The following is a 23,296-nucleotide window of genomic DNA, read 5'->3' as shown; positions in this document are numbered from 1 at the left end:
GCAGGGAGCGGCACTCGTACGACACGGTCGGCACAGCGGGTGCTCGTCGCCGCGGACAAGTTCAAGGGGTCGCTGACGGCCGTCGAGGTCGCCGAGCGGGTGACGGCCGGGCTGCGCAGGGTCGTACCGGACCTGGTGGTCGAGGCGCTGCCGGTGGCCGACGGCGGCGACGGCACCGTGGCCGCGGCGGTCGCGGCCGGGTTCGAGCGGCGGGAGGTACGGGTCGCCGGTCCCCTCGGGGACGAGGTGACCGCGGCGTACGCGCTGCGCGGTGACACGGCCGTCGTGGAGATGGCGGAGGCGAGCGGGCTGCAGCGGCTGCCGGCCGGCGTCCTCGCGCCGCTCACGGCGTCGACGTACGGCTCCGGCGAGCTGCTGCGGGCCGCGCTGGACGCGGGGGCGCGGAGCATCGTGTTCGGGGTGGGCGGCAGTGCCACCACCGACGGCGGTGCGGGCATGCTGTCGGCGCTGGGCGCGCGGTTCGTGACGGCGGACGGTGAGCCGGTGGCGCCAGGCGGCGGGGGGCTGGCCGAGCTGGCGTCCGCCGATCTGTCCGGGCTGGACCCGCGGCTGGCGTCGGTGGAGTTCGTGCTCGCGAGTGACGTCGACAATCCGCTGACCGGGCCCAAGGGGGCGCCGGCGGTGTACGGCCCGCAGAAGGGGGCCTCGCCGGAGGACGTGGAGACGCTGGACGCGGCGCTCGCGCACTTCGCGAAGGTGCTGGAGGGGGCGGTGGGGCCGAAGGCCGCGGAGTACGCCGCGTCCCCCGGCGCGGGCGCGGCCGGCGGCATCGGTTACGGCGCGCTGCTGCTGGGCGCCGCCTTCCGGCCGGGCATCGAGGTCATGCTGGACGTGCTCGGGTTCGCGCCGGCGCTGGAGCGGGCGGATCTGGTGGTCACGGGGGAGGGGTCGCTGGACGAGCAGACGCTGCACGGGAAGGCCCCGGTGGGGGTCGCCGCGGCGGCGCGTGCGGCGGACAAGGAGGTCGTCGCGGTGTGCGGGCGGCTGGCGCTGCCGCCGGAGGTGCTGGGCCGGGCCGGGATCCGGCGGGCGTACGCGCTGACGGATCTCGAGCCGGACGTGGCGGCGTGCATCGCCGACGCGGGGCCGATCCTGGAACGCACGGCGGAACGCATCGCACGGGACTTCCTGAGCTGAGACCGGGACTTTTTCACCCCCGCCGCCCCGTCCTCGAACGGGCCTCGTCCTCGAACGCCGGAGGGGCTGACTTCCAGTCCCTCCGGCGTTCGAGGAACGGGGTCCGCGGGGCGGAGCCCCGGGTTCGGGACGGGAAGGGGCGGCGGGGGCGAAACAAACGGGCCCCGGACCCTGCCCGGGTCCGGGGCCCTCGAAGAGCGGTGGCGTTACGGCAGCTGCGCCGCCCGCGCCTCGCGACGGTTGTCGCGGAAGTTGTTCACCCGGCGAGCCGTGGCGAACAGCGGAATCACCGCCCCCATCACCAGCTGCAACGCACAGCCCGTCTGCAGCAGCAGCTGCCCGCTCGGCGCGTCGAACGCCCACCCCGCCAGCAGCCCCATCGACAGCACGATCCACGACAGCATGGCCACCGCGAGGCGGCCCCGCGGCTTCGGGTACTCCACCCGGCTCACCATCAGCCACGCCGTACCGATGATCGCCAGCAGCGTCGCCACGAACGGCAGCTCAAGGAGCACGATCGAGACGACCGTCAGCGCGCCGAACGGCGACGGCATGCCCTGGAAGGTGCCGTCCTTCACCGTGACGCAGGAGAACCGCGCCAGCCTCAGCACCACCGCCAGCAGCACCACGATCGCCCCGACCGCGGCCACTCTCTGGTGCGCGTCGTCCGCGACCATGCCGTAGACCAGGACGAAGTACGCCGGCGCCAGCCCGAAGCTGATCAGGTCGGACAGGTTGTCCAGCTCCGCGCCCATCGGCGAGGAGCGCAGCTTGCGCGCGACCAGGCCGTCGAACAGGTCGAAGACCGCCGCGCACAGCATCAGGATGACGGCCGTGGCCGCGCTGTGGCGGGCCATGCCGGGCTCCTGGCTGCCGGTGAGGTCCGGGATCAGGATGCCGGTGGTGGTGAAGTACACCGCCATGAAGCCACAGGTGGCGTTGCCCAGGGTGAGGGTGTCCGCTATCGACAGGCGGAGCGAGAGGGGCATCTCCTCCTCGTCGTCCGCCTCGTCGGCCTCCGGCACCCAGCCGGTCTGTGTCTCGGGATCAACCACGGTCAATGCGAGTCACCCCAGCCACGGTCTTCTGACCGACCTCGACGGCCACCTCCACGCCCTCGGGCAGGTAGATGTCGACCCGCGAGCCGAACCGGATCAGACCGATGCGCTCACCCTGCTCGACCTTGGTGCCCTGCGGCACGTAGGGGACGATACGGCGGGCCACCGCGCCGGCGATCTGGATCATCTCGATGTCGCCGAGCTCGGTGTCGAAGTGCCACACGACGCGCTCGTTGTTCTCGCTCTCCTTGTTGAAGGCGGGAACGAAGCCACCGGGGATGTGCTCGACCGACGTCACCGTGCCGGACAGCGGGGCGCGGTTCACGTGGACGTTGAGCGGGCTCATGAAGATCGCGACGCGGGTGCGGCCGTCCTTCCACGGCATGATGCTCTGCACCACGCCGTCGGCGGGCGAGATGACCCTGCCCTGGGCGATCTCGCGCTCGGGGTCGCGGAAGAACCACAGCATCCCCGCCGCCAGGGCGGTGGCGGGGACGGCGACGGCCTTGGCGGCACCCGAGCGGCGGGAGCGGAGCAGACTGACGGCCGCGGTGGCGACGGTCGGCAGAAGCCACGGCGATGCTCCGCGCGCGAGGCGTACGCCGGCGAGGCTGTCGCGGTGTGCAGAGGTTTGGCTGTGGGGCATGGATGACCTTCGTAGCGGATGATGCCGCGCACTTGCGGGGGACGGCGGCTTTCCGGCGATCGTAGCGGCTCCGGGCCGTAACTGGGTAAGGCAGTCAGCCGAGTCGGCGGCCGAAGAGTGCATACGGGGTGTGATCCACTTCTCCAAGAAAACACCCCGTATCCGGACATCTAGCCCTGGAATCGATACTCTTCGAGCAGTCGGCGACCGATGATCATTTTCTGGATCTCGGCGGTGCCTTCACCGATCAGCAGCATCGGCGCCTCCCGGTAGAGGCGCTCGATCTCGTACTCCTTGGAGAAGCCGTAGCCGCCGTGGATCCGGAAGGCGTCCTCCACGACCTCCTTGCAGTATTCGGAGGCGAGGTACTTCGCCATCCCTGCTTCGAGGTCGTTTCGCTCCCCGGAGTCCTTTTTGCGTGCCGCGTTCACCATCATGGCATGCGCGGCCTCCACCTTGGTAGCCATCTCCGCCAGCTTGAACTGGATGGCCTGGTGCTGGGCGATCGGCTTGCCGAAAGTGTGGCGCTGCTGGGCGTACCGGACACCGAGCTCGAAGGCACGCTGAGCGACACCGCAGCCACGCGCCGCCACATTGACGCGGCCGACCTCGACACCGTCCATCATTTGGTAAAAACCTCGGCCGGTGACCCCGCCGAGCACCCGGTCGGCGGGAATCCGCAGGTCGTCCATGATGAGCTCGGTCGTGTCGACGCCCTTGTAGCCCATCTTGTCGATCTTGCCGGGGATGGTCAGGCCGGGGCGCGCCTCCCCGAAGCCCGGTTCCTTCTCCACCAGGAAGGTCGTCATCGACCTGTGCGGCGCCGTGCCCTCGGGGTGACCCTCGTCACTCCGCACCAGAACGGCCACCAGTGACGACGTCCCGCCGTTCGTCAGCCACATCTTCTGGCCGTTCAGGACGTACGAGTCACCGTCCTTCACCGCCTTCGACGTGATCGCCGACACGTCCGAGCCGAGCCCCGGCTCCGACATCGAGAACGCGCCGCGGACGTCGCCGGCCGCCATCCTCGGCAGGAAGTGGTCCTTCTGCTCCTGCGTACCGTGCTGCTTGAGCATGTACGCCACGATGAAGTGCGTGTTGATGATGCCGGACACCGACATCCAGCCGCGGGCGATCTCCTCCACGCACAGCGCGTAGGTGAGGAGCGACTCGCCCAGACCCCCGTACTCCTCGGGGATCATCAGACCGAACAGGCCGAGTTCCTTCAGGCCGTCGACGATCGCTTGCGGGTACTCGTCGCGGTGCTCCAGCTCGGTGGCGACCGGGATGATCTCCTTGTCCACGAAGTCGCGGACGGTGGTCAGGATCTCCTGCTGGACGTCGGTCAGACCGGCGGTCTGGGCGAGGCGCGCCATTACTTCTCCTGCTCCTTGAGCTCGGGGCGGCCGGGCTGCTCGCCGCCGCGCTCCTTGATGTACGTCCCGGTCGGCACCATCACCTTGCGGCGGAACACGCAGACCAGGGTTCCGTCCTGCTTGTAGCCCTTGGTCTCGACGTGGACGATGCCGCGGTCGTTCCTCGACTTCGACGGCCACTTGTCGAGCACCGTCGTCTGGCCGTAGATCGTGTCGCCGTGGAAGGTCGGCGCCACGTGCTTCAGCGACTCGATCTCCAGGTTGGCGATCGCCTTGCCGGAGACGTCGGGCACCGACATGCCGAGCAGCAGGGAGTAGACGTAGTTCCCGACCACCACGTTCTTGCCGAAGTCCGTCGTCCTCTCGGCGTAGTTCGCGTCCATGTGGAGCGGGTGGTGGTTCATGGTGAGGAGACAGAACAGGTGGTCGTCGTACTCGGTGACCGTCTTGCCCGGCCAGTGCTTGTACACCGCCCCGACCTCGAACTCCTCGTAGGTGCGTCCGAACTGCATGGCGCTCAGCCCTCCGGGATCTCGAACTTGCTGGTGCGCCGCATGCCGGCGGCGCGTCCCTTGCCCGAGACGACCAGCGCCATCTTGCGGCTGGCCTCGTCGATCATCTCGTCGCCGAGCATCGCGGAGCCCTTCCTGCCGCCGGCCTCGGACGTGTAGTAGTCGTACGCGTCCAGGATCAGCTCGGCGTGGTCGTAGTCCTCCTGCGAGGGCGAGAAGATCTCGTTGGACGCCTCGACCTGGCCCGGGTGCAGCACCCACTTGCCGTCGAAGCCGAGCGCCGCGGCGCGCCGCGCGACCTCGCGGTAGCCGTCCACGTTGCGGATCTGCAGGTAGGGGCCGTCGATCGCCTGGAGGTCGTTGGCGCGGGCGGCCATCAGGATCTTCATCAGGATGTAGTGGTAGGCGTCCGCCGGGTAGCCGGGCGGCTGCTCGCCCACGACCAGCGACTTCATGTTGATGGACGCCATGAAGTCGGCCGGGCCGAAGATGATGGTCTCCACGCGCGGGGAGGCCTGCGCGATCTCGTTGACGTTGTTCAGGCCGCGGGCGTTCTCGATCTGCGCCTCGATGCCGATCCGGCCGACCTCGAAGCCCATCGTCTTCTCGATCTGGGTGAGGAGCAGGTCGAGGGCCACCACCTGCTGGGCGTCCTGGACCTTCGGCAGCATGATGCAGTCGAGGTTCGGGCCGGCGCCCTCGACGACCGTCACGACGTCCCGGTACGTCCACTCCGTCGTCCAGTCGTTGACGCGCACGACGCGGGTCTTGCCGGTCCAGTCGCCCTCGTTGAGGAACTTCACGATGGTGTGCCGCGCCTCGGGCTTGGCGAGCGGCGCGCAGGCGTCCTCCAGGTCGAGGAAGACCTGGTCGGCGGGGAGGCCCTGGGCCTTCTCCAGAAAGCGCGGGTTCGAGCCCGGTACCGCCAGGCAGGAACGCCGGGGGCGAAGGCGGTTGACTGTGGTCATGCGGGGACCTCCAGGGGGTCGAGCTTGTTCGCTTTGCGGATCTCGTCGACGATGCGGCCGATGATCCCGGTGATGTCGAAGTCCTTCGGGGTGAAGACCGCGGCCACTCCGGCGGCCCGCAGCTGTTCGGCGTCACCGTTCGGGATGATGCCACCGGCGATCACCGGTATATCCGTGGCGCCGGCCACACGGAGCCGTTCGAGCACGTCCGGCACCAGCTGGGCGTGCGAGCCGGAGAGGATGGACAGGCCGACCGCGTGCACGTCCTCGGCGAGGGCGGCGTCCACGATCTGCTCCGGGGTGAGCCGGATGCCCTGGTAGACCACCTCGAACCCGGCGTCACGGGCCCGTACGGCGATCTGCTCGGCGCCGTTGGAGTGCCCGTCCAGGCCCGGCTTGCCGACCAGGAAGCGCAGTTTGCCGGCGCCGAGGTCCTCGGCCGTCAGGTCCACCTTGCGGCGCACCTCCGACAGGGCCGAGCCCTCCTCGGCGGCGACCGCCACCGGGGCGGACGAGACACCGGTCGGCGCCCGGAACTCCCCGAACACCTCGCGCAGCGCCCCGGCCCACTCCCCGGTCGTGACGCCGGCGCGGGCGCACTCCAGGGTGGCCTCCATGAGGTTGCCGGTGCCGCGCGCGGCCTCCTTCAGCTTCTCCAGCGCCTTGCAGGGGCGCGGGTGGTTGAACGGGGGCTGGTACCGCGTGTCGCGCCAGTTCCGCAGCGAGGCGATCACGCGGGCCTCCACCGCCGGGTCGACCGTCTGGATCGCGGTGTCCAGGTCGGCGGTCAGCGGGTTGGGCTCGGTGCCCTCGAAGGCGTTGACACCGATGATCTTCTCCGCGCCGGACTCGATCCGGGCCCGCCGCTCGGCGTGCGAGGAGACCAGCTGCGACTTGAGGTAACCGGACTCGACGGCGGCCATCGCGCCGCCCATCTCCTCGATCCGCCCCATCTCCGCGAGCGAGTCCGCGACCAGCTCCTCCACCTTCGCCTCGATCACCTTCGAGCCCTCGAAGATGTCGTCGTACTCCAGCAGATCGCTCTCGTACGCCAGCACCTGCTGGATGCGCAGCGACCACTGCTGGTCCCAGGGGCGGGGCAGGCCGAGGGCCTCGTTCCAGGCCGGCAGCTGCACGGCACGCGCGCGTGCGTCCTTGGAGAGGGTGACGGCCAGCATCTCGAGGACGATCCGCTGGACGTTGTTCTCCGGCTGCGCCTCGGTCAGTCCGAGCGAGTTGACCTGGACGCCGTAGCGGAAGCGGCGGTGCTTGGGGTTCTCGATGCCGTACCGCTCACGGGTGACCTGGTCCCAGATGCGGCCGAACGCGCGCATCTTGCACATCTCCTCGACGAAGCGCACGCCCGCGTTCACGAAGAAGGAGATACGGCCGACCACGTCGCCCATGCGCTCCTGCGGCACCTGGCCGCTGTCGCGCACGGCGTCGAGCACGGCGATCGCGGTGGACATCGCGTACGCGATCTCCTGCACCGGTGTGGCTCCGGCCTCCTGCAGGTGGTAGCTGCAGATGTTGATCGGGTTCCACTTCGGGAGGTGGGAGACCGTGTACGCGATCATGTCCGTCGTGAGGCGGAGCGACGGGCCCGGCGGGAAGACGTGCGTCCCCCGGGACAGGTACTCCTTCACGATGTCGTTCTGGGTGGTCCCCTGGAGCCGGGTGATGTCCGCGCCCTGCTCCTCGGCGACGACCTGGTAGAGCGCCAGCAGCCACATGGCGGTGGCGTTGATCGTCATCGAGGTGTTCATCCGCTCCAGGGGGATGTCCTGGAACAGCCGGCGCATGTCACCGAGGTGCGCGACCGGCACGCCGACCCGGCCGACCTCGCCGCGGGCGAGGATGTGGTCGGAGTCGTAGCCGGTCTGCGTCGGCAGGTCGAAGGCGACCGACAGACCGGTCTGGCCCTTGGCGAGGTTGCGCCGGTACAGCTCGTTGGACGCCTCGGCGGTGGAGTGACCGGCGTACGTGCGCATGAGCCACGGACGGTCCTTCTGACGCTCTGTCATCGTCCGGCCCTCAGATGTTCCGGAAGCGGTTGATGGCGTCGATGTGCTTGGCGCGCTTCTCGTGGTCGCGCACGCCCAGCCCCTCCTCGGGCGCCATGCACAGCACGCCGACCTTGCCCTGGTGCGCGTTGCGGTGCACGTCGTGGGCGGCCTGGCCGGTGTCCTCCAGGGAGTACACCTTCGACAGGGTCGGGTGGATCCTGCCCTTCGCGATCAGCCGGTTGGCCTCCCAGGCCTCGCGGTAGTTGGCGAAGTGCGAGCCGATGATGCGCTTCAGCGACATCCACAGGTAGCGGTTGTCGTACTCGTGCATGTAGCCCGAGGTCGAGGCGCAGGTGGTGATGGTGCCGCCCTTGCGGGTGACGTAGACGCTCGCGCCGAAGGTCTCGCGGCCGGGGTGCTCGAAGACGATGTCGATGTCCTCGCCGCCGGTGAACTCGCGGATGCGCTTGCCGAAGCGCTTCCACTCCTTCGGGTCCTGGGTGCGCTCGTCCTTCCAGAACCTGTAGCCCTCGGCGCTGCGGTCGATGATCGCCTCGGCGCCCATCGACCGGCAGATGTCCGCCTTCTGCTCGCTGGAGACGACGCAGACCGGGTTGGCGCCGCCGGCGAGGGCGAACTGGGTGGCGTACGAGCCGAGTCCGCCGCTCGCGCCCCAGATGAGGACGTTGTCACCCTGCTTCATGCCGGCGCCGTTGCGGGACACCAGCTGCCGGTACGCGGTGGAGTTGACCAGGCCCGGAGCGGCGGCCTCCTCCCAGCTGAGGTGGTCCGGCTTCGGCATCAGCTGGTTCGACTTCACCAGCGCGATCTCGGCGAGGCCGCCGAAGTTGGTCTCGAAGCCCCAGATGCGCTGCTCGGGGTCGAGCATCGTGTCGTTGTGGCCGTCGGACGACTCCAGCTCGACGGAGAGACAGTGGGCGACGACCTCGTCACCGGGCCGCCAGGCGTTGACGCCGGGGCCGGTGCGCAGCACGACGCCCGCGAGGTCGGAGCCGATGATGTGGTACGGCAGGTCGTGGCGCTTGGTGAGCTCGCTGAGCCGGCCGTAGCGCTCCAGGAAGCCGAACGTCGACAGCGGCTCGAAGATCGAGGTCCACACCGAGTTGTAGTTGACCGAGGAGGCCATGACGGCCACCAGGGCCTCGCCCGGGCCCAGTTCGGGCAGCGGCACCTCGTCGAGGTGGAGCGACTTGCGGGGGTCCTTGTCACGGGTCTCGAGGCCCGCGAACATCTCCGTCTCGTCCTTGTGCACGGTGATCGCGCGGTACGACTCGGGGAGCGGCAGGGCGGCGAAGTCCTCCGACGTGGAGTCGGGCGACTGGATCGCGGCCAGGATGTCCTTCACGGTCACGGTGTTGCCTCCGGCGATGAGCGCCCTGAGGGAGGGGCGCTGAGGGTTACGTCGGTGTGCTGCTGAGGGTCGGGGGTTGCCGTCGGTTCGGCGGTGGTGCTTCGGCAGCGCTTGGTGTGCGCGGGAGGTTGCCTGTGACGCAGGCGTCCGGACGTGCGGGCGGTGGGCCCGCCGGGACTCGCCCGGACTCCTTCAACGTATGGCACGCTGTGTCAGCCCGCAAGGCACTGAGTGTCAGAACCTGGGCTCAGGTGAAATCTTTACGCATCAGATGAGCGATGATCGATCGAATCGGCTCCGGAACGCATACGAAAAGGGGCCCTGACATGGCAAAACGGCCACCCGGTGGGGTGGCCGTCATCACAGCGGTGAGGGGCTGTCCAGCACTCCCCGGCGTCTGTTCAGCGCTCCTTGAGCGCCTGCTCGATGGTCCGCATCACCTCGTCCAGCGGGGCGTCCACATGCGCGACCGTCACCAGGACCTCGCCGTGCGTGGACGCCGAGGACGCGGGCGGCTTCGGCGGCGCGGTGCGCCGGCCCGCCATGATCCCGCTGCCGAAGGTCTTGCGGACGATCGCGAAGGCGTGGTCCAGCTGGGCCTCGACATCACCCTGGCCGTCGGCCCGCAGCCAGCGCCGCAGCACGTGGTTGTGCGCGGTGACCACGGCGGACGCGGCGACCTCCGCCAGCAGCGGGTCGTCGTTGGCGTCGTCGTCGTGCGCGTGCTCGTCGAAGTGGCCGAGCAGATAGCGGGTGAAGAGGCGCTCGTAGCGGGCCACCGACGCGATCTCCGCCTCGCGCAGGGTGGGCACCTCGCGCGTCAGCTTGTAGCGGGCGACCGAGATCTCCGGCCGCGCCGCGTACATCTTCATGACCTCCTTGATGCCACGGCACACCGTGTCGAGCGGATGCTCGTGCGCGGGGGCGGCGTTGAGCACCGCCTCGGCGCGGACCAGGGTGTCGTCGTGGTCGGGGAAGATCGCCTCCTCCTTGGAACGGAAGTGGCGGAAGAAGGTGCGGCGGGCGACCCCGGCGGCGGCCGCGATCTCGTCGACGGTGGTGGCCTCGTACCCCTTGGTCGCGAACAGCTCCATCGCGGCGGCCGCCAGTTCCCGGCGCATTTTGAGCCGCTGCGCGGCGGCGCGAGAGCCTGCGGCGCTTTCCGGCGGCTCGGTCGTGGCGGGCGTACGTACGGACTTGGCGGGCTGGGACATGCCCTGAACGTACTGCATGTGCGCAGCTCGGTGCGCATGACCGGGGTCTCCCCCGCCCTCGGCGGGCGGGGGAGGGGCACTGTGGGCCGGCGGCGGGAACCGGTCGGGGCCGAGCAGTCCGCCCCACTCCGCGCCGCCCTCGAACCGGTCGCCGGGGCGCGGCTCAGCGCTTGGCATATTCGCGGAAGCCACGGCCGGTCTTGCGGCCGAGGCAGCCCGCGGCCACCAGGTGCTCCAGCAGCGGCGCCGGCGCGAGACCCGGATCGCGGAACTCGCGGTGCAGCACCTTCTCGATGGCGAGCGAGACATCGAGCCCGACGACGTCCAGCAGCTCGAACGGGCCCATCGGGTAGCCGCCGCCCAGCTTCATCGCGGCGTCGATCTCGTCGAGGGACGCGTAGTGCTCCTGCACCATCTTGATCGCGTTGTTGAGGTACGGGAACAGCAGCGCGTTCACGATGAACCCGGCCCGGTCACCGCAGTCCACGGCGTGCTTGCGGATCGTGCCGCACACCTCGCGCACGGTGGCGTGCACGTCGTCGGCGGTCAGCACCGTACGCACCACCTCGACCAGCTTCATCGCCGGCGCGGGGTTGAAGAAGTGCATGCCGATCACGTCCTGCGGGCGCGAGGTGGCGCGGGCGCAGGCCACGACCGGGAGGGAGGACGTGGTGGTGGCGAGGACCGCGCCCGGCTTGCAGACCTTGTCCAGCGTCGCGAAGAGCTGCCGCTTGACCTCCAGGTCCTCGGCGACCGCCTCGACCGCGAGATCGACGTCGGCGAAGTCGTCGTAGGTGCCCGTCGGACGCACCCGCCCCAGGGTCTGGGCGGCGGCCTCGGCGGTCATCCGCCCCTTGTCGACGGAGCGCGCCAGGGACTTCCCGATCCGGGCTTTCGCACCCTGTGCCTTCTCCTCGCTGCGGGCGGCCAGGACCACCTCGTAGCCGGCCTTGGCGAAGACCTCGGCGATACCGGAGGCCATGGTGCCCGAGCCCGCGACACCCACCGAACGCACCGTACGGCCGGGGGTCGCGAAGACGTCTCCGAGCGGGGTGAGGGCGTCGCGCACGACGGTTCTGCCGCCGGGCGCCTCGTACGTGTAGAAACCGCGCCCCGCCTTGCGGCCCGTCAGGCCCGCCTCGCTGAGCTGCCTGAGGATCGGGGCCGGCGCGTGCAGCCGGTCACGGGACTCGGCGTACATGGCCTCCAGGACCGTGCGCGCCGTGTCGACGCCGATCAGGTCGAGCAGCGCCAGCGGGCCCATGGGCAGTCCGCAGCCCAGCCGCATCGCGGCGTCGATGTCCTCGCGGGAGGCGTAGTTCGCCTCGTACATCGCGGCGGCCTGGTTGAGGTAGCCGAACAGCAGCCCGTCGGCGACGAATCCGGGCCGGTCACCGACGGCCACGGGCTCCTTGCCCAGGTCCAGCGCGAGATCGGTGACCGCGGTGACGGCCGCGGGCGCGGTCAGCACACTGGACACGACCTCGACCAGCCTCATCGCCGGCGCCGGGTTGAAGAAGTGCATGCCCAGCACCCGCTCGGGACGGGCCGAGTCGGCGGCGAGACGCGTGACGGACAGGGCGTTGGTGCCGGTCGCCAGAATGGTCTCCGGCCGCACGATCCCGTCGAGTTCACGGAGGATCTGCTGCTTGATCCCGTACGACTCCGGCGCCACCTCGATCACCAGATCGGCGCCGGCCGCCGCCGCGAGGTCGGTGGAGGTGGTGACGCGGGCGAGGAGGTCCGCGCGCTGCTCCTCGGTCAGCCGGCCGCGCTCCACGGCGCGGGCGGTCGAGGCGTCCAGGGCGGCGACGCACTTCGCCGCCTGTGCCTCGCTGATGTCGATGCCGATGACGTCGCGGCCGGCACCGGCCAGGACCTCGGCGATGCCGGTGCCCATCGTGCCGAGGCCGACCACGGCGACGGTCCGGAGCGGGGACAGAGGGGTGTCGGAGAGGGGAGTGGCCATCGCGGGACTCCAGGAATGAGGGTGACGACGGGAAACACGCCCGGGTGCGCCGAAGGGCGCACCGGGTGCGTGCGGGATGCGGGTGTGGACCGGGCTGCGAGCGCACACGCCCGGCGCCGTCGGTGAACGACGGCCGATCCGACCGGCCCTGTCCCGGGGCCGAGCCGTACTGCGGTACACGGGGTACCGAACCGACTGCGACTCGCGGCGGCCGCGTCACCAGACCGCCGTGAGGAGGGTAGCGAGTGGGTAACCCGCTCTTCTGAGCTTAACTCGCGGGTAACGAGCGCGCCAGCCCCCGGCTTTGTGATGTACGTCCCGAGCGGCCCCGCACACCCCCTAACCTCTGAACCATGGACGAAGAGTTGCGATCGCTCACGGAGCGCTTACGGGCGGAGTCGGGCGGATCGACGGCGTACGACCGTCTCCTGGCCACGGACGCCCCCGACACCCTGGCCGGCGTCCTCACCGAACCCGGACAACCGCTCTGGGCCCGCGAACTGGCCGCGTTCCGGCTGGGGGTGGCGGGGGACCGCAGGGCCTTCGAGGCGCTCGTGCTCCTCCTCAACCACCGCGACCCGCCGCGCTGCGCCTCCGCCGCCCACGCCCTCGCCCGCCTCGGCGACCCGCGCACCGCCCGCGCCGCCGCCGCCCTCGCCACCAACGAACTCCGTGTCGCCTACGCCCTGCACCCGGTCCGCCTGCTCACCGCACTGCGCGCCCCCGAGGCGGTCCCCGCCCTGATCACCACGTTGCGGCGGCGGCTGCGCCCCCATGACCCGTACCGCCGGGTCGCGCTGGCCTGTGTGGAGGGGCTGGGCGAACTCGGCGACCCGCGCGCCGAACCCGTACTGAACGAAGCCCTCGCCCACCCGGCGCTGGCCGAGGCGGCGGTCCACGCCCTGGCCCGGATCCCCCGGCCGCGCTAGGGGGTGTCAGTCGGTGAGTTTCCGCGCGTACCGCACCTCGGGCACCACCACGCCGTCCACCTCGAAGGGCTCCTCCGCCCCGTCCGCGCCGAACCCCGCCCGCTCGTAGAAACGGCGGGCGCGGGTGTTGCCCTTGAGGACCCACAGGTACATGCGCCCGTGACCGGCGGCGGCGCAGCGGCGGACCGCCTCGGTGAGCAGCGTCCGCCCCACGCCCCGGCCGATGCGCTCGGGCGGCAGGTACAGCGCGTACAACTCGGCGTCCCCGGTGCGCACGTCGCCGTCCCGGTACGGGCCGAACGCGGCCCACCCGGCGAGCTCACCGCCGTCGGCCTCGGCGACGAGGTTCACCACACCGCCGTCGCCGTGCCGCAGACGGGCGCGGTGCCGCTCGGCGTCCGCCGCGATGTCGAGGCCGTCGAGATACGGCTGCGGGACGAGCCCCCGGTAGGCGTGCCGCCAGCCCCGTACACGGATCCCCGCCACGCCGTCGCAGTCGTCCGCGGTCATCGGCCGCAGCAGGAATCCGCTCATGCGCCCATCATGGACCACGGGTACGACAGTCCGTTCCCGACGGCGGGTCGGGCGCTCAGCTCCGGAAGCCGAGCAGGCCGTGCAGGGTCGAACCGCGCGCCGACGTCGGTGCCGCCTTCGACGTCAGCGGCTCGGGATCGGGCAGCGCCGCGCACACCGCGTCGGCCTCGCCGCCGCCCCCGCGCGGCACGGTCCCGTCGGTCAGATAGGCCGCCAGATGCCGGTCCAGACAGGCGTTCCCGCTCAGCGTGACGCCGTGGTTGCCGCCGCCCGACTCGACCACCAGGCTGGAACGGGCCAGCAGCCGGTGGACGGTGACACCGCCCTGGTACGGGGTCGCCGCGTCGTGCGTCGCCTGGAACAGCAGCGCGGGCGGCAGCTCGCCGTTGCGGATGCGCTCCGGCCGCAGGGACCCGGCCGGCCAGAACGCGCACGGCGCGTTGTACCAGGCGTTGTTCCAGGCCATGAAGGGCGCCCGCTCGTACACCTCCCAGTTGTCCTTGCGCCACTGCCGCCAGTCACGCGGCCAGGCGGCGTCCCGGCACTGCACCGCGGTGTAGACGCTGTAGCCGTTGTCCCCGGCGGCGTCGCCCGCGCCGAAGTTCTCGTACGCCTCGACCAGCGGCTCGGCGTCCCGCTCGTTCACGTACGCCGAGAACGCCTCCGCGAGATAGGGCCAGTAGCCGTTGTAGTAGCCGCCCGGGAGGTAGGTGTCCTCCAGTTCGGCGGCGCCCACCTTCCCGTCGGCCGGGTCCTTCTTCAGGGCCGCGCGCATCGCGTACCAGGCGGCCTCGACCTTCTCCGGGTCGGTGCCCAGCCCGTACGCCGGGTCGTACTCGGCGACCCAGGCCAGGAAGGCGCGGTGGCGGTCGTTGAACGCGTGGTCCTGGTTCAGATTGGCGTCGTACCAGACCTCGGTGGGGTCGACGACCGAGTCCAGGACCAGGCGCCGCACCCGCTCCGGGAACAGCTTGCCGTAGACGGCGCCCAGGTAGGTGCCGTAGGAGTAGCCGAAGTAGTTGAGCTTCTCCGCGCCCAGCGCCCGCCGGATCACGTCCATGTCGCGCACCGTGCTGTTCGTGTCGATGTACGGCAGCAGATCCGCGTACTCGCGTCCGCAGGCCGCGGCGAAGGACCGCACGCGCGCGAGGTTGGCCCGCTCGGCCTCGGGCGAGGTGGGCACCGGGTCCGGGCGCACCGGGCCGAAGTGGCCCGGCGCGCAGTCCAGCGCCGGCTCGCTCGCGCCCACCCCGCGCGGGTCGAAGCCGATGACGTCGTACTGGGCGGCCACCTCCTTCGGCAGCGCCGCCGCGACGAACCCGGCGAGCGTCAGACCGCTGCCGCCGGGGCCGCCCGGGTTCACCAGCAGGGGGCCCTGGTACCGCTCCGCGGTGTGCGGGACGCGGGACAGCGCGAGCGTGATCCTCCGCCCGGCGGGCTCGGTGTGGTCGAGCGGCACCTCGACGGACGCGCACTGCAGCGTCGGGTAGTCGTCGGTGCCGCACTTCCTCCACGCGGGTTTCGCGGCGTGGAAGGTCTCCGCGGCGCGCGGGGTGCCGGCCTCGGCGGGCGCGGCCGTGAGGCTTCCGGCCAGGACGACGGCGGCACCGCACAGCACGGCTGCGCTTCTTCTCATGATGGGGTCCTCCCAGGACGGAGGTGCTGCGGACCGCGGGGCTCACGGTTCACGCGGCATCGTCCCGATATGGGGCCACATCCGAACGTGTTCTGTTGATTCTTGACCCGATCGGATCGCCGGAAGCGCTCGAACGCTCTTAAAGGAGCGTCAGTTGGGTCGGCTCGGCCGCCGGGGACCCGGCGGGCCCGGCGGCGCGGATCCGGCGGGGCGTCTCCGCGCGGGCGGGGCCGATGCCGTACTCCCGGGCCAGCTCGTGCACCTGCCGGGTGATGCGGCGCTGGTACCACTTCGGGGCGTAGGCGCCGTCCGCGTACAGCCGCTCGTAGCGGGCCACCAGGTGCGGATGGTGCCGCCCGAGCCAGGCCGTGAACCACTCGCGGGCGCCCGGCCGAAGATGCAGCACCAGCGGGGTGACGGAGGTGGCACCCGAGGCCGCGACGGCCCGCACGGCCGCCCGCAGTTGGTCCGGACGGTCGCCGAGGAACGGGATCACCGGCGCCATCAGGACCCCGCAGCCGATGCCGTGCCCGGTGAACGTCCGGACCACGTCGAGGCGCCGCTCCGGTGCCGGAGCGCCCGGCTCGACCGTCCGCCACAGCCCCTCGTCGGTGAAACCGACCGAGACCGAGACGCCCACGTCGGTCACCTCGGCGGCCTGCTTCAGCAGCGGCAGGTCCCGCAGGATCAGCGTGCCCTTGGTGAGGATCGAGAACGGGTTGGCGTGGTCGCGCAGGGCGGCGAGGATGCCCGGCATCAGCCGGTAGCGGCCCTCCGCGCGCTGGTAGCAGTCGACGTTCGTGCCCATCGCTATGTGCTCGCCCTGCCAGCCGGGGGAGGCCAGCCGGTGGCGCAGCAGCTCGGGCGCGTTCGTCTTGACCACGATCTGGCTGTCGAAGCCGAGGCCGGTGTCGAGGTCCAGATAGCCGTGGGTCTTCCTCGCGAAGCAGTAGACGCACGCGTGCGTGCAGCCCCGGTACGGGTTCACCGTCCACTCGAACGGCATGCGGGAGGCCCCCGGCACCCGGTTGACGATGGAGCGGGCCCGGATCTCGTGGAAGGTGATCCCGGCGAACTCGGGCGTGTCGAAGGTGCGGGTCGTGACCGTCTCCGCGCCGAACAGGGCGGTGTCGGCCCGGCTGTGTTCGGAGCCCGGTGAGAGGTTCTCCCAGCGCATGACGCCTCCTCGGTGTCGCTGCGGCACAGAATAGAACAGGTGTTCCCTTGATCGTGCGAGCGACATCTTCGGTCACCCTCCCGATCACATCCGGACCCCCGATTTGGGCGGCCGGGCACGGGGGTGGTTGGCTTGTCCCGACCCCGAGAACCCATGTCCTGGAGGTAAGCGATGGCGCAGGTCGAGGCCACTACGGAGCGGATCGTCGCGGCGGACGCGGAGACGGTGTTCGACGCCCTCGCCGACTACAGCGGCACCCGCGGGAAGGTGCTGCCCGAGCAGTACAGCGAGTACGAGGTGCGCGAGGGCGGCGACGGCGAGGGCACCCTCGTGCACTGGAAGCTGCAGGCCACCAGCAAGCGCGTGCGCGACTGCCTCCTGGAGGTCACCGAGCCGACCGACGGCGAACTGGTCGAGAAGGACCGCAACTCCTCCATGGTCACCACCTGGCGGGTCACCCCGGCCGGTGAGGGCCGCTCCCGCGTCGTGGTGACCACCGTCTGGGACGGCGCCGGCGGCATCGGCGGCTTCTTCGAGAGGACCTTCGCGCCCAAGGGCCTCGCCCGCATCCACGACGCCCTGCTGGCCAGGCTGGCCGCGGAGGTCGAGAAGTAAGGGTCGGCAAACCCTCGTAAACGGTGCGGAGTTGCCTCCTCACCGTTTCGAGTGATCTCGTTACGACCCTTCTCGATCCCGTAACTCACCGCGCTTGCTCGTAGTTGTCGCTTTTACGCGGGAATTGTCCGGCGGTGCGACGAGGGGAGCGGCACGTGGGCGGGATCACTCTGACGCAGGACGAGCCGGTCACGGCGCCACCGGCCGGGGGCCCACCGCCCCCGGCACCGGTCGTCGAACAGGGCCTGAGCCCACGCCGGGTCCGGCTGGTCTTCCTCGCGCTGATGCTGGCGCTGCTGCTCGCCGCCCTGGAACAGATGATCGTCGCCACCGCGCTCCCGAGGATCGTCGGCGAGCTGCACGGCCTGGACCGGATGTCCTGGACGATCACCGCCTATCTGCTCACCGCCACCGTCGGACTGCCGGTCTACGGAAAGCTCGGCGACCTGCTCGGCCGCAAGGGCGTCTTCCAGTTCGCGATCCTCGTGTTCGTCGTCGGCTCCGCGCTGGCGGGCCGCGCGTCCACCATGGACGAGCTGATCGCCTACCGCGCGGTGCAGGGCGTCGGCGCGGGCGGCCTGATGATCGGCGTCCAGGCGATCATCGCGGACATCGTGCCCGCGCGCCGGCGCGGACGCTTCATGGGACTGATCGGCGCCGCCTTCGGCCTCGCGTCCGTCGCCGGGCCGCTGCTCGGCGGCTACTTCACCGACCACCTCTCCTGGCGCTGGTGCTTCTACGTCAACGTCCCCTTCGGCATCGTCACCATGGCCGTCGTCGCCCTGGCGCTCAGACTCCCCAAGCCGGCCGCACGGGGCCGCTTCGACGTCCTCGGCACCCTCCTGCTGGCCGCCGCCTCCACCTGCCTGGTGCTGCTGACCAGCTGGGGCGGCACCGAGTACGCCTGGGACTCCCGGGTCGTGCTCGGACTCGGCGCGGGCGCCGCCGCCACCGCCGTCCTCTTCCTCGTCGTCGAGCGCTTCGCCGCCGAACCCCTCATCCCGCTGCGGCTGTTCCGGGACTCCGTCTTCAACGTCACAGGTCTGGTGGGGCTGGTGATCGGCGTCGCCCTGTTCGGCGCCGCCAGTTACCTGCCGACGTATCTCCAGATGGTCGAGGGGGCCTCCGCCACCGAGTCCGGACTGCTGATGCTGCCCATGACGGGCGGCATCGTCGGCGCCTCGGTCATCTCCGGGCAGCTCATCAGCCGCTCCGGCCGCTACCGGCTCCACCCCGTCGTCGGCGCCGCCCTCTCCGTCGTCGGCATGTGGCTGCTGTCCCGTCTGGAGACCGGCACGCCCCGGCTGCACTACAGCATCTGGATGGCCGTCCTCGGCGCCGGCATCGGCATGGTGATGCCGGTGCTGATCCTCGCCGTGCAGAACTCCGTGCGCCCCGCCGACCTCGGTACCGCCACCAGCGCCAACAACTTCTTCCGGCAGATCGGCGGCAGCGTCGGTGCCGCCGTCTTCGGCACCCTCCTCGCCGGCCGGCTCGCCGACGCGCTCGACGAGCGCCTCCCCGCGCACGCGGACGGCGGGCCGCTCGACGCCGGGTCGATCACCCCCGAACTCGTCCACGCGCTGCCGCCCGAGCTGCGCGACGCCTACGTGCAGGCCTACGCCGACGCCATGCCGCGCATCTTCCTCTACCTGGTGCCGGTGCTCGTCCTCGGCCTGCTCATCGCCTTCTTCCTCAAGGAGAAACCACTGGTGTCCCACCACGTCCCCACCGCCGACCCGGCCCACTTCACGGCACAGGTACCGCACGCGCGCCCCCACTCCCCGAGCGGGGGGACCCCCACCCCGCTCCGCTCCCCGCACACCGGCGGCATCCCCGTCTGCGGGACCGTGCAGCACCCCGACGGGACCGTCGTACCGCGCGCCGCGCTCACCCTCATCGACGTCACCGGACAGCAGACCGGACGGGGCGCCAGCGGCGAGGACGGACGGTACGCGCTGGCCACGCCAGGACCGGGATCGTACGTCCTGATCGCCGCCGCCGGCGGTCACCAGCCGCAGGCGGTCTCCGTGACCGTCGGCGAGCGGCCCGTCGAGCTCGATGTCGTCCTCGGCGGCGCGGGCCGTCTCGCCGGCAGTGTCGTCACCGCCGACGGCACACCGGTGCGGGACGCCGCCGTCACCCTCACCAACGTCCACGGGGAGGTGGTCGCCAGTACCCGCAGCGGCCGGGAGGGCGGCTACGTCATCAGCGAGCTGGTGGCCGGGGAGTACACCCTCGCCGCGAGCGCGCCCGCCTTCCGTCCGGCCGCCCTCCCCGTCACCGTCCAGGCCGCCCGCGAGACCCGCCAGGACGTCGAGCTGGCCGGCGGCGCGGTGCTGCGCGGCACCGTGCGGGCCGGCGGCGGACGGCCCGTGGAGGAGGCCCGCGTGACCCTGCTGGACGCGGCGGGCAACGTCGTCGACACCCTCACCACCGGACCCGACGGCATCTTCCGCTTCGTCGACCTGTCGTCCGGCGAGTACACCGTCATCGCCGCCGGTTACCCACCGGTCGCGACCGTGCTCCAGATGGCCGGCGGCGGCCGCACGGAACGCGACCTCCAGCTCGGCCACGAGGACTGAGACGGTCGGTCACGCGCGGGAACGTACGCCGGTGCGAGCACCGGCGGGCAATTCCCGCGTTGACACACATCGCGGCCGACCGTGGCCGTACGGTGGTGACGGCGGTACAGATCTTGCACAGCCGGGGGAGAGAGGGCCTGGGCCATGGACCGTGGCACCGAGCGGGACGCACCTCCGGAACGCCGCGCGGGGGACGGCGCGGCGGCCGAACGGGGCGGCGCCGGCCGTATCCCGCTGGCCGTGGTCGTGGTCGACCGCGACGGACTCGTCTCCCACTGGAGCACGGGCGCGCGGCGCCTGTTCTCCCTCCCCAAGGAGGACGCGCTCGGCCGCCCGGCGGCCGACCTGCTGCCGGTGACCGGGGCCCTGCCCGAGGAGCCCGGGGGACCCGGCGAAGAGGAGCCCTACGGGGCGTACGCCGCCTACGACGGTCCGGGGCCCGGCCTCGGTGCCTCGCTCGGCGGGGGCCTGTCCTACCCGGCGGCGGGCCGGGCCCGGCTGGCCGCGGCCGACGCCGGGCGGGTCGACGTGCTGTGGTGGGCCTACCCGCTGGTGGGGCCGGGACGCGAGCGGCTGCTGGTGCTGGCCGCCGACGCGGACGGACTGCTGCGCACGGACGGGGCCGGGACGTTCGAACGCATCGCGCCCGGCTTCGCCCTGCACACCGACTTCCCCGGCTCCGAGGACCTCGCCCGCCGGCTCCCCGAGATCCTCCCCAGCATGAGCGTCGGCGACAGCGCCCGTATCGTCGCCCAGGTCCTCGAACTGGGTTATCCCGTCCTGGAGTTCAGCCAGAACGACCGGGTGCCCGTCACCCCCGACTGGGGCGTGCCCCGGCGCATCGAACGCCGGGAGCGCCGCGAACGGGCCGCGCGGGCGCTGGCGGCCGGCGAGCCGGTGCCCGAGGAACTGCGCGACGAGGGCGAGGACCTCGAGTACGCCGCCGTCCGCGAGCGCCTGGAGTTCCTCAACGAGGTCAGCTCCCGGATCGGCACCTCCCTCGACCTCTCCCGCACCATCGTCGAGGTCAGCAAGGCCGTCGTGCCCCGCTTCACCGACGTCGCCGGCACCTATCTGCGCGAACAGGTCGTCGCCGGCGAGGGATTCGACGAGGGCGTGCCGGACACCACCACCCTGTGGCACCGGGTCGCCCTGGAGCACACCGACGAACCCGGCCGCTGGGACGACGTCGTACCCGTCGGCGAGGCCATGCCCTTTCCGGCGCACACCCCGTTCTTCCAGTGCATGACCACCGGCGAACCCGTCCTCGTGCCGCGCGTCAGCGAGGAGATGGGCCACGCCATCGCCTCGCAGTTCGAGAAGCGCGACATCCGGCCGCTGATCACCGGCCGCTCCATGCTGGTCGTCCCGCTGAAGGCACGCCACGCCGTCCTCGGCTTCATGATCCTGCTGCGCCATCCGGAACGGCAGGTCTTCAACGACATGGACCGGGTCACCGGTGCCGAACTCGCCGCCCGCGCGGGCCTCGTGCTCGACAACGCGCGCATGTACACGTACCAGGAGAACGTCGCCGAGACGCTCCAGGACAGCATGCTGCCGCACATCCCGCCGCGCATGGCGGGCTGTGACATCGCCACCCGCTATCTGCCGGGCACCCTGCTCGGGCGGATCGGCGGCGACTGGTTCGACGCGGTGAAACTGCCCGGCGCCCGTACCGCGTTCGTCGTCGGCGACGTCATGGGGCACGGGCTGAACTCGGCCGCGATGATGGGCCAGCTGCGCACCGCCGTGCAGACCATGGCCGCACTGGACCTGCCGCCCGCGCAACTCCTGCGCAACCTCGACGACCTCGCCCAGCGGCTCGGCGACACCTACCTCGCGACCTGCCTGTACGCCGTCTACGACCCCATCGCGAGCGAACTGCGCCTCGCCAACGCCGGGCACATCCCGCCCGTGCTGGTCCGCGCCGCCGACGGGCGCAGCGAACTGCTCGACCTGCCCACCGGGGCGCCCATCGGCGTCGGCGGGGTGCCCTTCGAGACGGTGCGCGTGCCCGTGGAGCCGGGTGACCGGCTGGTGATGTGCACCGACGGACTGGTCGAGGTGCGCGGCGAGGACATCGGTGTCGGGCTCGCCACGCTGTGCGAGTCCGCCGCCCACCCGGCCGCCTCCATGGACGACGCCTGCGACACCATCATCCGAACGCTCAACACCCAGGGCGGCCGCAAGGACGACGTGGCCCTGCTGATGGCCCGCCTCGGCGGCATCGAACCCGACGACGTCGCCGAATGGCGGCTCGTCCCCGAGCCGTCCGAGGTCGGCCGGGCCCGCGCGGTGGTCCGCGAGCAGCTCCACGACTGGGGACTGCCGAAGCTCGTCGACAGTACCGAGCTGATGGTGAGCGAACTCGTCACCAACGCCGTACTGCACTCCCACGCCCGACCCGTCGCCCTGCGGCTGGTGCGCGGCGACACACTGCTGTGCGAGGTGGAGGACGACGACCACGAACTGCCGACGCTGCTCGACGCGCGGCCGGCGGACGAGTTCGGGCGGGGACTGCGCGTGGTCAGCACCCTCGCCCGCCAGTGGGGCACCAGCCGGACGACGACCGGCAAGAGCGTGTGGTTCGAACTGACACTGCCGCGACGACGCTGAGCGCCGGTGGTACACGGCGCGCTCCGGGGCGAACGAGCCGTGAAGGAACGCGCCGTACGCTTGTCCGCGCGCCCGGGGCGCGATACACCGTACTGGCCCGTCACACGGGGCGGGCCGGCGTCGCACCCTGGGGAGTCGGTCATGAGCGTGACGAGTCGGTACCGGGAGGCCTGGGAGGGCTTCTGGCGTGAGGCACCCGACGAGGAGGGGGCCGTGTTCTGGGACGCGGAGCCCGCCCTGACGGTGGCCCGCCATCTCGCCCTGTTCGAACCGCATCTGACCGACCCCTGGCTGCCCCTGGTGGACCTCGGGTGCGGCAACGGCACCCAGACCCGCTTCCTCGCCGACCGCTTCCCGCACGTCCTCGGCGCCGACCTCTCCGCCGCCGCCCTGGACCGCGCCCGCGCCGCCGACCCGGCCGGGCAGGCGGCGTACCGGCGGCTGGACGCCGTCGACAAGGCCGGGACGCAGGCACTGCACGCCGAACTCGGCGACGCCAACGTGTACATGCGCGGGGTGCTGCACCAGTGCGAGCCCGACGACCGGCAGGCGCTGGCGGACGCCGTCGCCACGGTGGTCGGCGACCGCGGCCGTGCCTTCCTCGTCGAGCCCTCCGAGGCCGCCGGAGCCGTCCTGCGGGGCCTCGCGGCCGGCCCCGCGGGACCGCCGCCCAAACTCGCGCCCGTCCTGCGGCACGGCATAGCCCCCGGTGAGGTCGACGACGCGGCCGTGCCCGAGTTCCTGACCGCGGCCGGACTGACCGTACTGGCGAACGGCACCCTGCCGCTGACCACCACGGAGCACGGCCCCGACGGCACCCGTATCGCACTGCCGTCCCTCTGGTTCGTGACGGGACGCGCCGTGAGGTAGGGCCTGGTGAGGAGCGACGAGTCCTTCACTGGTCTGGACCGGTGAGAGTTATCCA

Annotated in this window: 18 protein-coding genes; 6 read left to right on the top strand and 12 right to left on the bottom strand. The window is 71.5% G+C overall.

Annotated features, from left to right (window positions below; translation table 11 throughout):
* Nucleotides 1–39: 39 nt before the first annotated feature.
* Entirely contained in the window at nt 40–1,158 is a 1,119-nt protein-coding gene (locus ACIA6T_RS17580) for a glycerate kinase (RefSeq protein WP_399447482.1), read from the top strand.
* 206 nt (nt 1,159–1,364) lie between these two features.
* Here ACIA6T_RS17580 and pssA read toward each other — a convergent pair whose 3' ends face one another.
* From pssA to ACIA6T_RS17535, 9 genes are all read right to left on the bottom strand, one after another.
* Nucleotides 1,365–2,183 carry a CDP-diacylglycerol--serine O-phosphatidyltransferase gene (gene pssA / locus ACIA6T_RS17575; RefSeq protein ID WP_399447481.1) on the bottom strand — a complete coding sequence of 273 codons (819 nt, stop codon included), beginning with the start codon at nt 2,181–2,183 and terminating at the stop codon, nt 1,365–1,367.
* Nucleotides 2,184–2,205: 22 nt separating this feature from the next.
* On the bottom strand, nt 2,206–2,862 hold the full coding sequence (locus tag ACIA6T_RS17570) for a phosphatidylserine decarboxylase (RefSeq protein WP_073931230.1): 657 nt from the start codon (nt 2,860–2,862) through the stop codon (nt 2,206–2,208).
* 170 nt (nt 2,863–3,032) lie between these two features.
* Nucleotides 3,033–4,238, bottom strand: a complete 1,206-nt coding sequence (locus tag ACIA6T_RS17565; RefSeq protein WP_399447363.1) for an acyl-CoA dehydrogenase family protein — start codon at nt 4,236–4,238, stop codon at nt 3,033–3,035.
* Complete coding sequence (locus ACIA6T_RS17560) at nt 4,238–4,750, bottom strand: MaoC family dehydratase (RefSeq protein WP_399447362.1); 513 nt, start codon at nt 4,748–4,750, stop codon at nt 4,238–4,240. The genes ACIA6T_RS17565 and ACIA6T_RS17560 overlap by 1 nt, the downstream gene beginning before the upstream one ends.
* 5 nt (nt 4,751–4,755) lie before the next feature.
* On the bottom strand, nt 4,756–5,718 hold the full coding sequence (locus tag ACIA6T_RS17555) for an HpcH/HpaI aldolase/citrate lyase family protein (protein WP_399447361.1): 963 nt from the start codon (nt 5,716–5,718) through the stop codon (nt 4,756–4,758).
* Nucleotides 5,715–7,742, bottom strand: coding sequence for a protein meaA (locus ACIA6T_RS17550; protein ID WP_399447360.1), 2,028 nt, complete (start codon nt 7,740–7,742; stop codon nt 5,715–5,717). The genes ACIA6T_RS17555 and ACIA6T_RS17550 overlap by 4 nt, the downstream gene beginning before the upstream one ends.
* Nucleotides 7,743–7,752: 10 nt before the next feature.
* Complete coding sequence (gene ccrA / locus ACIA6T_RS17545; RefSeq protein WP_399447359.1) at nt 7,753–9,096, bottom strand: crotonyl-CoA carboxylase/reductase; 1,344 nt, start codon at nt 9,094–9,096, stop codon at nt 7,753–7,755.
* Nucleotides 9,097–9,497: 401 nt separating this feature from the next.
* Entirely contained in the window at nt 9,498–10,310 is an 813-nt protein-coding gene (locus tag ACIA6T_RS17540; protein WP_399447358.1) for a TetR family transcriptional regulator, read from the bottom strand.
* A gap of 163 nt (nt 10,311–10,473) precedes the next feature.
* Complete coding sequence (locus ACIA6T_RS17535; protein WP_399447357.1) at nt 10,474–12,279, bottom strand: 3-hydroxyacyl-CoA dehydrogenase family protein; 1,806 nt, start codon at nt 12,277–12,279, stop codon at nt 10,474–10,476.
* A gap of 353 nt (nt 12,280–12,632) precedes the next feature.
* On the opposite strand from ACIA6T_RS17535, the gene ACIA6T_RS17530 reads away from it, so the two are divergent.
* On the top strand, nt 12,633–13,208 hold the full coding sequence (locus ACIA6T_RS17530) for an adenylosuccinate lyase (RefSeq protein WP_399447356.1): 576 nt from the start codon (nt 12,633–12,635) through the stop codon (nt 13,206–13,208).
* Between the two features lie 6 nt (nt 13,209–13,214).
* On the opposite strand, the gene ACIA6T_RS17525 is transcribed toward ACIA6T_RS17530, so the two are convergent.
* The 3 genes from ACIA6T_RS17525 to ACIA6T_RS17515 all read right to left on the bottom strand — a co-directional run bounded on the left by ACIA6T_RS17525 (nt 13,215) and on the right by ACIA6T_RS17515 (nt 16,555).
* Nucleotides 13,215–13,718, bottom strand: a complete 504-nt coding sequence (locus ACIA6T_RS17525; protein ID WP_399447480.1) for a GNAT family N-acetyltransferase — start codon at nt 13,716–13,718, stop codon at nt 13,215–13,217.
* A gap of 79 nt (nt 13,719–13,797) precedes the next feature.
* The gene (locus ACIA6T_RS17520) at nt 13,798–15,378 is read right to left on the bottom strand and encodes an alpha/beta hydrolase (RefSeq protein WP_399447355.1); all 1,581 of its coding nucleotides are present in this window, start codon (nt 15,376–15,378) and stop codon (nt 13,798–13,800) included.
* Nucleotides 15,379–15,517: 139 nt separating this feature from the next.
* Nucleotides 15,518–16,555, bottom strand: a complete 1,038-nt coding sequence (locus ACIA6T_RS17515) for an Rv2578c family radical SAM protein (RefSeq protein ID WP_399447354.1) — start codon at nt 16,553–16,555, stop codon at nt 15,518–15,520.
* Between the two features lie 171 nt (nt 16,556–16,726).
* Between ACIA6T_RS17515 and ACIA6T_RS17510 the strand changes: the two genes are divergently transcribed.
* The 4 genes from ACIA6T_RS17510 to ACIA6T_RS17495 all read left to right on the top strand — a co-directional run bounded on the left by ACIA6T_RS17510 (nt 16,727) and on the right by ACIA6T_RS17495 (nt 23,241).
* Entirely contained in the window at nt 16,727–17,170 is a 444-nt protein-coding gene (locus ACIA6T_RS17510) for an SRPBCC family protein (protein ID WP_399447353.1), read from the top strand.
* 155 nt (nt 17,171–17,325) lie between these two features.
* Nucleotides 17,326–19,755, top strand: a complete 2,430-nt coding sequence (locus tag ACIA6T_RS17505; protein ID WP_399447352.1) for an MFS transporter — start codon at nt 17,326–17,328, stop codon at nt 19,753–19,755.
* Nucleotides 19,756–19,899: 144 nt separating this feature from the next.
* Nucleotides 19,900–22,371, top strand: coding sequence for a SpoIIE family protein phosphatase (locus ACIA6T_RS17500; protein WP_399447351.1), 2,472 nt, complete (start codon nt 19,900–19,902; stop codon nt 22,369–22,371).
* Between the two features lie 141 nt (nt 22,372–22,512).
* Nucleotides 22,513–23,241 (top strand): methyltransferase domain-containing protein, encoded by a 729-nt coding sequence (locus ACIA6T_RS17495; RefSeq protein ID WP_399447350.1) that lies wholly within the window; start codon nt 22,513–22,515, stop codon nt 23,239–23,241.
* The last annotated feature ends 55 nt before the right edge of the window (nt 23,242–23,296 follow it).

It is taken from the genome of Streptomyces sp. NPDC051740 (genome assembly GCF_044453165.1).
GTDB classification, from domain to species: domain Bacteria; phylum Actinomycetota; class Actinomycetes; order Streptomycetales; family Streptomycetaceae; genus Streptomyces; species Streptomyces atrovirens.
The sequence above is the reverse complement of the archived record's forward strand: the minus strand, read 5'-3'. Positions and strand labels throughout refer to the sequence as shown.